Genomic DNA, 11,354 nt, shown 5'->3' on the forward strand with positions numbered 1-11,354 from the left:
AGTCCGTCTGGTGGGCTCGGATATTTGTATAAGAGACAGACTAAATGATATATCGCTTTGACCATGAAGTGGAAGTGTTTCTTTTTTTTTAATTAAAAATCTTGAATATTTACCAAAATAGAAATTACACGCACAAGTGTAATATCTTCTCATTAAATTTAATGAACAATTTTAGGTTTTAAGCCCATAGAACTTAATGCGGATCCTTTATCGTCGTCTACTTTTAGGTCTTGTTTGTCTGCGGGGTAAATGTTTTTATTAATTAAGTTCTCAATTTCTTCACCAGACAATGTTTCATAAGTTAGTAAAGCTTTGGCAAGCTTATGTAAATCATCAATTTTATCTGTTAAAACTTTTCTCGCTCTATCATAACCTTGATCAACAATTTTCCTTATTTCTGAATCTACTTTTTTAGCTGTTTCCTCTGACATGTTTTGTTGTCTAGCAACTGATCTTCCAAGAAATACTTCTTCTTCATTTTCTCCATATGCAACTGGGCCCAATTCTTTACTCAAACCAGCTCTCATTACCATCGCTCTAGCTCTTTTTGTCGCTTGCTCAATATCACTAACTGCACCTGTTGTAACTTTATCTTCACCAAAAATAATTTCTTCAGCAACTCTACCACCCATTGCAATAGCTAATTGTGCGTGTAATTGTTCTCTTGTTTGAGATACCTCATCTCTTTCTGGCAATTGCATTACCATTCCTAAAGCTCTTCCTCTTGGGATAATAGTAGCCTTATGTATCGGGTATGCTGCACTTTCATTAATTGTAACTATAGCATGGCCAGCCTCATGGTAAGCTGTAAGTCTCTTTTCTTCCTCACTCATTACCATTGATCTTCTTTCAGATCCCATCATCACTTTATCTTTAGCTTCTTCAAATTCGTTTAAAGTGACAATCCTTTTATTTTTTCTAGCTGCAAGAAGAGCTGCTTCGTTAACTAAATTTGCAAGATCTGCACCTGAAAACCCTGGAGTTCCTCTCGCAATTGTTCTTAAGTTAACATCTGGTGCCATTTTGATTTTTTTTACGTGAACTTTCAAAATTTTTTCTCTTCCTATGATATCTGGATTAGAAACTACAACTTGACGATCAAACCTACCTGGTCTTAACAACGCTGGGTCTAAAACATCAGGTCTATTTGTTGCTGCAATGATGATAACACCTTCATTTGTGTCAAATCCATCCATTTCTACTAAAAGTTGATTAAGAGTTTGTTCTCTCTCATCATTTCCTCCTCCAAGACCTGCTCCCCGACTTCTTCCAACAGCATCTATTTCATCAATAAAAATAATGCAAGGTGAATTCTTCTTTCCTTGCTCAAACATATCTCTAACTCTTGATGCACCTACTCCAACGAACATCTCAACAAAGTCTGAACCTGATATTGTAAAGAATGGAACTCCTGCTTCACCTGCAATCGCTCTTGCTAATAATGTTTTACCAGTACCTGGTGGACCTACTAGCAGTGCGCCCCTTGGAATTTTTCCACCTAGTCTACTAAATTTTTTTGGATCTTTTAAAAATTCTACAATTTCTTCAACTTCTTCTTTAGCCTCCTCAACACCAGCAACATCGTTAAAAGTTACTTTACCTTTGAGCTCATTCATCATTTTAGCTTTAGATCTACCAAAACCCATTGCGCCACCTTTTCCGCCTTGCATCTGTCTCATGAAGAAGATCCAAACGGCTATAAGCAATAACATTGGGAACCACGACAGTAATACTCCAAACAATGATGGCATTTTCTCTTCAAGAGGAGCTGCTGAAATGCTTACTCCTTTCTGAGATAATTTTTCAATTAAATTTGGATCGTTAGGAGAGTAAGTGGAAAAGCTATTTCCATTAGAGTAAACACCTTTAATGTTATTACCTTGTATTTCAACTTTTAAAACCTCTCCATTTTCAACTGAAGTTAAAAAATCCGAAAATATAATTTGGTTTCCACCTCTAATGTTGCTTTGAGGATTTTTGAACATATTATAAAGACCAATAGTTAGAAAAACTATTATTGCCCACATTGCTATGTTTTTGAAATTCATAGTATTAAAATAAGAATTAATATCTAATTAACAAGTGTCAAATTATCTTTAAAAGACATAATTTAACGAAATTCCTTGTTGATAATAACAGTATTATTGGTTTTTTTGATAATACAACCCCCTAGGGATGTTTTGAAAGTTTTATTAGCATTAATTAAATCAATTATTCTTAGTATCTTATTACCTCTTGCGAAATAATAATTTGCTCCCAAATCTTTTATACACTTAGATAAAGATCTAAATTTTATTTCATTAGATTGATTAAAAAATTCTTTATTTAGATAAATTATTTTTCTTTTTCTTGAATAATAACTATTAATTAAAATATTCTTTTCAACCAATTCATTAATCGCTGTGTTTGAGTGACTCAGATTTTCTATTGTTTTATTAAATTTATTTTGATCAAAACCTTCTAAACTTAAATTTTTTAGAAAATTCCTAATTCTTACTCTTTTAAAATCTTGATTTTCATTAGAAGGATCAGAAATAAAATCTTTAAAAACATGGGAAGCTATAAAAACTAGTTCATTCTTTTTAAAATTTAACAATGGGCGTTCTATAATTATGTCACTAATTGATGATTTTTTGTTAAAAGAAACTAACCCTCTTAAACCACTTCCACGTGTTAATCTTATAATAAAGTTTTCTAATTTATCCTCTAAATGGTGTCCAATAATAATATGTTTGATATTGTTTTTTTTGCATTCTTTAGTAATCAAATCATATCTTTTTTCTCTAGCTCTTGCCTGAATATTACTTTTTGGTTTAACACCTCTCCAAGTTAATATTTGTGCTTCAATAGAATTTTTTTTTAGTAATTTTTTTACATGTTGGGCTTCCTTTGTAGAATTAGATCTTAATTTATGATCAACAATGTAAAATTTTTGTTTAATACCAAATTTTAAGGCATAAACTTTACATAGATAAGCTAAAGCTAAGCTATCTGGGCCTCCAGACACCCCTACTGCAAATGAAGAATTTAAATTGAGATTTTTACTAAATCTTAAAAAAAGGTTTTTTAATTTTGTATTTTTTAAAGTTCGATTAATTAGATTATGAGTCTTGTTTGTTACACTCAAATTTTTTAGACTCATATTTTGCTTTTTGAATTACAGATTGATTTGCCTCTGGATATTGTTCCTCAACACCATTAATCATTTTACAACCTTGATCTTTTTCTCCAATCTGAACCATGGAGACGCCTAGTTTTAATAAATTAATTGGAGCTTTCTCTCCTTTAGGATATTTTTGGTATCCTTCAAGATATGCTGATGCTGCATCAGTATAAAGCTGTCTAATTCTAAATGTTTCTGCGTACCAATATTGAGCATTACCTGCAAGCTCATGATCTGAATTAGTATTAACAAATTCTCTAAATGCCCTTTCGGCAGTGGTGTAATCACCAACTTTTAAGAAGCTTGTAGCAAACTCATATTGTTTTTCTGGCACTTCATCTGGTAAAATTTTTTCCTCAGATTGAAAATTTTCCGTAACAACAGTTGCAGTAGTATCAATTGAAGTAATTTGTTGTGAAGTTTCACTCGTTGTGTTGTCTTTATATGAGATTGCACCAAGATCTTGGGGTTGTGAACTTCCTGGTAAAGTTTCTTCTGTTAAGTTTGTGTCTTTTGTAACTGAACTTATAATATTTCCAGAAGATAATGAACTTTCTAAGTCTTGAAATCTTATTTGATTATCAGCTTGTACTTTTGATAACCTACTAGATAATTTATCTAATTTAAAATTTATTTCCTCAAACTTGTTTGTAAGAGCTTGAAATTGGCTTTCAATTTCAGATAGTTTTAATAAATGTCGTGTTAAAACATCTTCAGAATTGCCTTCAGATATTTGTGAAGAATTAAAATCATTATTAGTTTCATTTGATCCAGAATAAACAGCACGCTCTAATGTTTTTAAATCTTTTTTAATTAATTCTAAAGTTTCGTAGATATTATGATTGTCTGCTTTAACTGAAATTGAGAATAACAATGAAAAAACTATTAAAAATTTTATTTTAAATATTTTTTCACAAAGCTTCATGTGACAACTACTAATTATAATGATGGCAAAAAAAAGACCCTAAATAAATTAATATTTAGGGTCTAAAATTTAAAAAAATTAGAATTAGTTAGCTTTGACAGTAACTGATCTTCTGTTTTTTGACCAAGCTAAAGGATTTGATCCAGAGTCTACTGGTCTTTCTTTACCATAACTTAATACAGAAATTCTGTCTGAAGATATTCCATAAGTCATTAGGTAGTCTTTAGCTGCATTTGCTCTTCTTTCACCTAAAGCTAAATTATATTCTCTAGTTCCTCTTTCATCAGCATGACCTTCTAAAACTATGTTTACTTTAGAATTTTTTCTTAACCACGCTGCTTGTTTTCTTAGAGTTTCTCTAGATGCTGTAGTTAAAACTGACTCGTTTGTTGCAAAAAATACTCTGTCAGGTACTCCTGAAGCTAAATACTCTACAGTATCAGTTCCTGTGTACACATCTCCCTGCATTTGACCTGTCGAAACTTTTTTAGTTGCACAAGCTGTTAGTGCAAAACAAGCTAAAATCACAAGTAATGCGTTTTTTAAAATTTTGTTAAATCTCATATTGCTCCTTGATCAAGTTACTAATTCTTAAATCTTAATTTTTCATAATTAATTAGAGGTTTCAAGCTAAAAAATCAAGCAATATTATTTAATTACTTAATAAAGATGACCAAGATGGGTCTGATGCATCTGTTTGAGTTACAACTTGTCTTTCATTATATCCTGTCAAATCAATTGACCATAATTTAGCTGAAAATCCCTCGCCCTTTTCATCAGTTTTGGTTTCTCTATAAAATATTAGCACTCTTCCGTTTGGTGACCATGATGGCGCCTCCTGATAGTAATTTTCAGTTAATAATCTTTCACCAGTACCATCAGTTCTCATTACTCCAATATAGAATTTTCCTTTATGTAATTTTGTGAAAGCAATTAGATCACCTCTTGGTGACCAAACTGGCGTTCCATACAAACCTTTTCCAAAAGAAATTCTTTTTACATTTTTTCCATTACTATCCATTATGTAAATTTGTTGATAACCACTTCTATCAGAATTAAAACAAATATATTTTCCATCTGGTGAATAGGAAGGAGAAGTATCAATAGAAGGATGATTAGTTATTTTATCTACAATTCTATTTTCTAAATCCATAGTATAAATATCTGAGTTACCATCTTTAGCAAAACTCATGATGATTTTTTTTCCATCAGGAGAAAATCTAGGTGCAAAAGTCATTCCCGGGAAGTCACCAACAACTTCTTGAGTTCCAGTTTCAATATCTAACAAATATACTCTGGGTAAATTTCTGAAATAAGATAAATATGTTACCATTTGACTATTTGGATTGAATCTAGGAGTTAATACAAGTTCATTACCTAATGTTAAAAATTTATTATTAGAACCGTCTTGATCCATAATTGCTAATTTTTTTACTCTTTTAGTTTTAGGTCCTTCCTCTGCTACATAAATAATTCTTGTATCAAAATATCCTTTTTCTCCAGTTAATCTTTGATAAACCTTGTCAGAAATTATATGACCTACCCTTCTCCAATTTGTAGGAACTGTTGTGAATGCTAATGCCATCATTTCTCGTCCAGCTAATACATCCCATAACCTAAATTCAACTCTTAGTTTTTCATCTACAAAACTTACCTTACCTGTGATCAATGCTTGAGCTTTAATTAAATTCCAATCTTCAAATCTTGGTTTTAAGTTGGCAATATCAGGCTCTTGAAGAAACGCATCTTTGTTAAGTGGATTAAATAAACCAGAAGTTTTTAAATTTTTTTCAACAATCAAAGATATTTCAGATCCAATATTTTCTTTTTTTAGAATTTTTTCAAATTCTTTTTTTGAAACTTCATCAATAGATAAGGGTGACACCGCTACTGGCAAAGGATTTAAATTTCCTCTAGTTATGTCAACTTCTATTAATGCAAACACATTGCTTTGGAATAAAAAAAGAAATAAAAAAAATATTTTTTTATACATATCTATATACTATCCTTCTAACATCTCTCTTGCATCAAAATTTAGCTGTAAATCTTTCCACCTCTCGTATCCAGTAGTTGGAACTCTTAATGGTTGGCATAATTTAATAGCTCTTAATGCACTTTCTGCTAGGACTTTATAAAAACCTTGGCCTGGCTTATTCATCCTAGCGTGATCTAAAATTTCTGAACTTATTATTGAACCATCTGGTTTTAATTGTAATTTTATTCTAACTAATAGATTTTCATTGTAAGGGAGACCAAGTGGTATGCTCCAGCAACCAAAAATTTGCGCTTTTAATGCATCTTCCTCACTCAAACTTAAACCAGTATTTTCTATATTTGCAACTTGGTCTTGAGTAATCTTATTTGATTTTTTTTCTGTTTCTGCAAATTCTTCTTTTGATTTATCTATTAATGCAGCAATATTATTTGGATCAAACAATTCTTCTTTTTCAAATTCTGATACTTGTTTTACTTCATTATCAATTTTTTCTGGATTTTGTTTTTCATCTTTAATTTTCTCAACTTTTTTGACTTCTTGATCAGGCATTGGAATTGCATCAGGTTTATCTTTTTTTACTTTTTTTGGAGGCGCTTGCTCAGAAACTAGTTTTTCTTCTTTCTCTTTTATCTTTTCAATTGTTTTTTTTGCTTTGGGAGCGAAAGGTATGTTTGTCTTGTCTGTTATTTGAATTAATTCTACAGAAACTATTGGTGGCAAATCTACAGGTTTTTTTGATAAAAAAGGTAAACTTAATGCAGTAATCATAATTATTAAAAAATGAAAAATTGATGAAAGAAATATGTTCCTTGTCAATTTTACCTCTCTTTATAAGGCTCAGATATCAGCGCTACTTTAGTAAAGCCTGACCCAGAAAGTAATCCCATGATCTCTAAAACTCTACCATAATTGATTGCCTTGTCTCCTCTTACATAGATTCTTGTGTCAGTTCTGTTTTTTGAAACAGCTAAGACTTTTGCTATAATCTTATCAAATTCCACTTTTGATTCCTGAATAAAAATTTCACCTTTAGAATTGATAGTTAAAGTTAATGGCTCTTGTTCCTCTGGTAAAGAATCCGCAGAACTTTCGGGTAGATCTACTTGAACTCCAACTGTTAATAATGGAGCTGTAACCATAAAGATAATCAAAAGAACTAACATTACGTCCACAAAAGGAGTAACATTAATTTCACTCATAGGATCTTTTGAAGATTTACGATTTAATTTAAATCCCATTTTAGATTATAGATATAAATCTTTTTGAAAAACTCTCTAATTTTTGACTGTATCTTCTCAGATCGTTATTAAATTTATTATATGCTACCACTGCAGGGATTGCAGCCAGCAATCCTAAAGCAGTTGCAAATAATGCTTCTGCTATTCCAGGAGCAACAATAGCTAGACTAGTATTTCTAGATATTGCTATAGACTGAAATGAATTCATTATTCCCCAAACAGTTCCAAATAATCCGATAAAAGGAGCTGTTGATCCTACAGTTGCTAAAAATGTAAATCCTTTTTCAATTTTTGAAGTTTGTTTTTCTATTCCAGCTTCTAATATACTTGCTAATCTCTCATTAATGTTTGATTTAGATTTTGATTTAACAATACCTTGCATAGACTCTTTAAAAATTAATGCCATAGGGTCAGAAATGTTTTGTGGTAAATTATTATAAAAAGTTTCTGCAGATTTTGACTTCCAAAACTTATCTTCAAATTGGTCAGAAGAACTATTTATTTTTTTAAAGAGTTTTATTTTTTCAAAAATAACTGCCCAAGAATAAATTGAGCATGCTATTAATATTATAATTACTGATTTAACTATTATATCTGCTTTTAAAAACAGATTCATTAATGAAAAGTCAGCACTTGAAGCTAGTCCTACAGCTTGAGTCGATATTTCTGTTTCCATAATTATACTTCACACTTAATTGTGTCATGAATTTGACTTTATTTTTGGAGTGTTACTCAGGTAATTTGTATGTTTCGTAAAAAAAACTTGCTACGAGGATGGCATCGGCTTTGTTAGAGTCCTTTTTTTTTGATAATTGTGATGAAAAGTAAGGAAAAATCTCTATTGCTCTTGTTCTACTTGCATCTTTTTCTGAATTTATAAGATTAAAATACTTCTTCCATTTTGCCGGTCTAACAAAATACATAGAAAGTTGCATAGCAGAACATATACCTTTTAATATTCCGAAAGACTGTCCAAAATTAAACATACTCGTTACTCCTTGTCCTGGCATTGCAGAAACTTGTTCTATAACTATTTTAATGTCTTTTTTATCATAGTTTTTAATACCTTCTAAGATTTCATGATAAATTTGAGCTCCATTTACTTGTTTCTTATTTTTTTTTCCATCAGTCATAGTTGGCATCTCTATAACTTTTATTATTTTTCCATTATCAAGAAAGCATATTGCGCCAGAAATACCAGGATCTATTCCAATAATTAACATTTATCAATTTTCGAAAATAACATTTGTATACACACTTTGTACATCATCATCTTCTTCTAAGGTCTCTAAAAAATCTATTACTTCTTGTTTTTTTTCACCTGTTATTTTTACGCTATTTAATGCTAACCATTCAATTTCAGTTGAAATAAAATTGTTTATCTTTTCTTCTAATTTTTTTTTAACATTATAAATTTCATTTATTGAGCAATGGATTTCATGAATTGCATCTTTTGAAATACATTCATCTGCTCCAGCATCTATCGCCAATTCAAAAATCTGATCATCTTCAATCTCGCTCTTAGAAATTTTAATTACTCCAAGTTGATTAAAATTATGAGCAGCTGATCCTTGGGTTCCTAAACTTCCTCCATTTTTTTGAAATATAGTTCTAATATTTGATGCTGTTCGATTTTTATTATCAGTTAAAGTTTCTACAATAACTGCAATTTTATCAGGACCAAATCCTTCATATCTTAAATTTTCATAATTTGCACCAGCTGCAGCTGAAGATTTATCAATTGCTCGCTCTATGTTGTCTTTTGGCATGTTTGCAGATCTTGCAGCTTGTATTGCGGACCTTAATCTTGGATTCATTGCAGGATCCTTATCTCCTAGTTTTGCAGCTACAGTAATTTCTTTTGACAACTTAGAAAATAAGTTGGCTCTAAGCTTGTCCGCTTTTCCCTTTTTATGTTTAATTCCAGCCCAATGAGAATGTCCTGCCATAATTAACTATTTTTTAAATTTGCTCCAAAAATATAACTTGAAATATTTTTTGCTAAACCTGTTTTTATATCACAATCAACAATAACTCCACACATAGTGCCTTCTCCTATTTCTGGAAAATGTTTTACTGATTTTTTTTTTTTAAATCTATTAATTGAATTTTCTTTATTCATGCCAATAACTGAGTTGTAATCTCCACACATACCAGCATCTGTTTGGTAAGCAGTTCCTTTATTTAAGATATGTGCATCGTTGGTAGGAATGTGGGTATGTGTTCCAACTACTAATGTGGCATTGCCATCAAAAAAATGACCAATAGCATTTTTTTCACTGGTAATCTCACCATGAAAATCTACAACTAGAAAATCATATTTATCTTTTAGTTTGTGTTCATTTAAAAATTTATCTGCACATTCAAAAACATCTTCACATTTTTTCATAAAAACATTTCCCATCAAATTTAAAACACCAATTTTAATATCTTCCTTAGTAATATAAATTTGAAATCCTTTACCTGGCGAAGGCTCAAATAAATTTTTTGGTCTTAATAATCTATTCTCTTTATCTATATAATTCATTATTTCTTTTTGATCCCAAACATGATTACCAGTAGTTATTACATTGACACCTGAGTTAAATAGATCCTTACATATTTCTTCAGTTAGACCAACGCCTGACTTATCAGCGTTTTCTCCATTGGCTACTACAAAATCTATCTTATGTCTTTCAATTTCTTTTTTTAAATTTTTCATCACAACTGAACACCCTGATATGCCTACTAGGTCACCTAAGAACAATAATTTCATTGAAATATATTTCTTTCTGTAATGATTGCATCTAATCTTTGATCAAATTTATTTATTGGCACTTTATCAATTTTCTGGAATGAGAATGAAAGCCCTATAGTAATTATATTTTTAATCTTCTTCATTCTTTCGATATAACGATCATAATAACCACCACCATAACCTAATCTGTACAGATTTTTATCGAAACCAACAATTGGTACCAAAAAAATATCTGGATAAGTAATTTTTGAACTGGTTGGTTCGGGTATTCCAAAATCATTAATTGTTAAAGGTTGATTAAAATCCCAAGAAAAAAAATCCATTTGGTTGCTTTTTTTCATAATCGGTAAAGAAATTTGAAAGTTTTGTTTCGATAATTTTTTAAGTATTTCTAAACAATCAAATTCATAGTTGATTGGAAAATATCCGCCAATTTTATTCTTTTTATATTTTTTTAAAAAATTATATATTTTAGGATTTTCAAAATTTTGAAAATATTTTTTTTTTCTTTGCTTTAAGATTTTTTTTCTAATTCCTGATTTATTCACTTTGTGCTAATTAGAAATATTTTTGTTATCCATATTTTCAATAAAACTGGATATTTCTGAGGTTGCTGCATCTAAAACTTGTTCATATTTTTTTTGATTCTCATCAATAGTTCTCTTAAGTTCATCAAGATTATTATTAAGACTTTTTATTTCATCCTCTTTATTGTCTTTGTATTCATAAACTAAGTTTTTTAATTCTTTAAATTTTTTTGATAAATCGCTTAATTCTTTTTTTTTATCTTCAATTTTTTTTTTGGTTTCATAGTATTCATCTAAAACTTTTATTGCTGTTATCAGTAGCAGTTTATTTTCTCCTAAATTTCCAAGGTTACTTTTAAGAGAATTAAATTTTTGATTAATTTGTATGAGCAAATTTTCCAAATGCTCCTCTTGACCATCATCGCAAGAAAGCAAAAATTCTTTACCATTAAATTTTATGCTTACATTTGCCATTTATCTATTTCTTCCAGTAAAGTATCTGTTTCTTGGTTTAATTCATCAATTTTTTCTGAAAATTCTTGCTGTCTTGACTTCTTATCAAGATTTCTCTTTTCAAAATCACTTAATTTTTGGCTTAATTGCTCATGATCTTTTTGAAGATTTTGATATTTTTCCTCTAATTCTGTTTTTTCAATTTCTAATTGTTTTTTTTTATTTTTTAATTCATTTACTAGTTCATTTTCTTTTGCATCATCAATTTTAATATTTTTTAATTTTTCTAAAGCAGATGTTAATTTTTTTTCTTTT

Annotated in this window: 14 protein-coding genes; all 14 read right to left on the reverse strand. The window is 29.8% G+C overall.

The features are described 5' to 3' along the window. Positions 1 to 158 precede the first annotated feature (158 nt). Positions 159 to 2,048 carry an ATP-dependent zinc metalloprotease FtsH gene (gene ftsH / locus ACTT9D_RS05790; protein WP_014953638.1) on the reverse strand — a complete coding sequence of 630 codons (1,890 nt, stop codon included), beginning with the start codon at positions 2,046 to 2,048 and terminating at the stop codon, positions 159 to 161. 62 nt (positions 2,049 to 2,110) lie between these two features. Next, complete coding sequence (gene tilS / locus ACTT9D_RS05795) at positions 2,111 to 3,142, reverse strand: tRNA lysidine(34) synthetase TilS (protein ID WP_440930849.1); 1,032 nt, start codon at positions 3,140 to 3,142, stop codon at positions 2,111 to 2,113. Beyond that, positions 3,102 to 4,088 carry a tol-pal system protein YbgF gene (ybgF, locus tag ACTT9D_RS05800; protein ID WP_440930850.1) on the reverse strand — a complete coding sequence of 329 codons (987 nt, stop codon included), beginning with the start codon at positions 4,086 to 4,088 and terminating at the stop codon, positions 3,102 to 3,104. The genes tilS and ybgF overlap by 41 nt, the downstream gene beginning before the upstream one ends. A gap of 84 nt (positions 4,089 to 4,172) precedes the next feature. Continuing rightward, the gene (gene pal, locus ACTT9D_RS05805) at positions 4,173 to 4,652 is read right to left on the reverse strand and encodes a peptidoglycan-associated lipoprotein Pal (protein WP_014953641.1); all 480 of its coding nucleotides are present in this window, start codon (positions 4,650 to 4,652) and stop codon (positions 4,173 to 4,175) included. Between the two features lie 88 nt (positions 4,653 to 4,740). Beyond that, a complete protein-coding gene (tolB, locus tag ACTT9D_RS05810) occupies positions 4,741 to 6,081 on the reverse strand; it encodes a Tol-Pal system beta propeller repeat protein TolB (protein WP_440930851.1) in 1,341 nt (446 codons plus the stop codon). A gap of 9 nt (positions 6,082 to 6,090) precedes the next feature. Next, positions 6,091 to 6,900: a cell envelope biogenesis protein TolA gene (locus ACTT9D_RS05815; protein WP_440930852.1), complete on the reverse strand. Its 810-nt coding sequence runs from the start codon at positions 6,898 to 6,900 to the stop codon at positions 6,091 to 6,093. A gap of 2 nt (positions 6,901 to 6,902) precedes the next feature. Further along, the gene (tolR, locus tag ACTT9D_RS05820; protein WP_440930853.1) at positions 6,903 to 7,322 is read right to left on the reverse strand and encodes a protein TolR; all 420 of its coding nucleotides are present in this window, start codon (positions 7,320 to 7,322) and stop codon (positions 6,903 to 6,905) included. 1 nt (position 7,323) lies between these two features. Then, entirely contained in the window at positions 7,324 to 7,998 is a 675-nt protein-coding gene (gene tolQ / locus ACTT9D_RS05825; protein WP_440930854.1) for a protein TolQ, read from the reverse strand. Positions 7,999 to 8,050: 52 nt separating this feature from the next. Continuing rightward, a complete protein-coding gene (locus ACTT9D_RS05830) occupies positions 8,051 to 8,545 on the reverse strand; it encodes a crossover junction endodeoxyribonuclease (protein WP_440930855.1) in 495 nt (164 codons plus the stop codon). Between the two features lie 3 nt (positions 8,546 to 8,548). Further along, positions 8,549 to 9,271: a YebC/PmpR family DNA-binding transcriptional regulator gene (locus ACTT9D_RS05835; RefSeq protein ID WP_440930856.1), complete on the reverse strand. Its 723-nt coding sequence runs from the start codon at positions 9,269 to 9,271 to the stop codon at positions 8,549 to 8,551. A 2-nt stretch (positions 9,272 to 9,273) separates the two neighbouring features. Continuing rightward, positions 9,274 to 10,077, reverse strand: coding sequence for a TIGR00282 family metallophosphoesterase (locus ACTT9D_RS05840; RefSeq protein WP_440930857.1), 804 nt, complete (start codon positions 10,075 to 10,077; stop codon positions 9,274 to 9,276). Then, positions 10,074 to 10,607: a 5-formyltetrahydrofolate cyclo-ligase gene (locus ACTT9D_RS05845; protein ID WP_440930858.1), complete on the reverse strand. Its 534-nt coding sequence runs from the start codon at positions 10,605 to 10,607 to the stop codon at positions 10,074 to 10,076. Before ACTT9D_RS05845 ends, ACTT9D_RS05840 begins: the two co-directional genes overlap by 4 nt. Positions 10,608 to 10,613: 6 nt before the next feature. Next, positions 10,614 to 11,060 carry a cell division protein ZapA gene (locus ACTT9D_RS05850; RefSeq protein WP_440930859.1) on the reverse strand — a complete coding sequence of 149 codons (447 nt, stop codon included), beginning with the start codon at positions 11,058 to 11,060 and terminating at the stop codon, positions 10,614 to 10,616. Further along, positions 11,048 to 11,354: 5-formyltetrahydrofolate cyclo-ligase (locus tag ACTT9D_RS05855; RefSeq protein WP_440930860.1), on the reverse strand; the 307-nt coding region annotated here is incomplete at its 5' end. The genes ACTT9D_RS05855 and ACTT9D_RS05850, both read right to left, overlap by 13 nt.

Source organism: Candidatus Pelagibacter sp. (assembly GCF_052049815.1).
In the GTDB taxonomy this organism is placed as follows: Bacteria; Pseudomonadota; Alphaproteobacteria; order Pelagibacterales; family Pelagibacteraceae; genus Pelagibacter.

What these genes read in the sequence shown, in the direction of transcription:
- ACTT9D_RS05840 (WP_440930857.1), bottom strand. Translation starts at nt 10,077, where the DNA reads ATGAAATTATTGTTCTTAGGTGACCTAGTAGGCATATCAGGGTGTTCA.
- ACTT9D_RS05850 (WP_440930859.1), bottom strand. Translation starts at nt 11,060, where the DNA reads ATGGCAAATGTAAGCATAAAATTTAATGGTAAAGAATTTTTGCTTTCT.
- tilS (WP_440930849.1), bottom strand. Translation starts at nt 3,142, where the DNA reads ATGAGTCTAAAAAATTTGAGTGTAACAAACAAGACTCATAATCTAATT.
- ACTT9D_RS05835 (WP_440930856.1), bottom strand. Translation starts at nt 9,271, where the DNA reads ATGGCAGGACATTCTCATTGGGCTGGAATTAAACATAAAAAGGGAAAA.
- ybgF (WP_440930850.1), bottom strand. Translation starts at nt 4,088, where the DNA reads ATGAAGCTTTGTGAAAAAATATTTAAAATAAAATTTTTAATAGTTTTT.
- ftsH (WP_014953638.1), bottom strand. Translation starts at nt 2,048, where the DNA reads ATGAATTTCAAAAACATAGCAATGTGGGCAATAATAGTTTTTCTAACT.
- pal (WP_014953641.1), bottom strand. Translation starts at nt 4,652, where the DNA reads ATGAGATTTAACAAAATTTTAAAAAACGCATTACTTGTGATTTTAGCT.
- tolQ (WP_440930854.1), bottom strand. Translation starts at nt 7,998, where the DNA reads ATGGAAACAGAAATATCGACTCAAGCTGTAGGACTAGCTTCAAGTGCT.
- ACTT9D_RS05830 (WP_440930855.1), bottom strand. Translation starts at nt 8,545, where the DNA reads ATGTTAATTATTGGAATAGATCCTGGTATTTCTGGCGCAATATGCTTT.
- tolB (WP_440930851.1), bottom strand. Translation starts at nt 6,081, where the DNA reads ATGTATAAAAAAATATTTTTTTTATTTCTTTTTTTATTCCAAAGCAAT.
- tolR (WP_440930853.1), bottom strand. Translation starts at nt 7,322, where the DNA reads ATGGGATTTAAATTAAATCGTAAATCTTCAAAAGATCCTATGAGTGAA.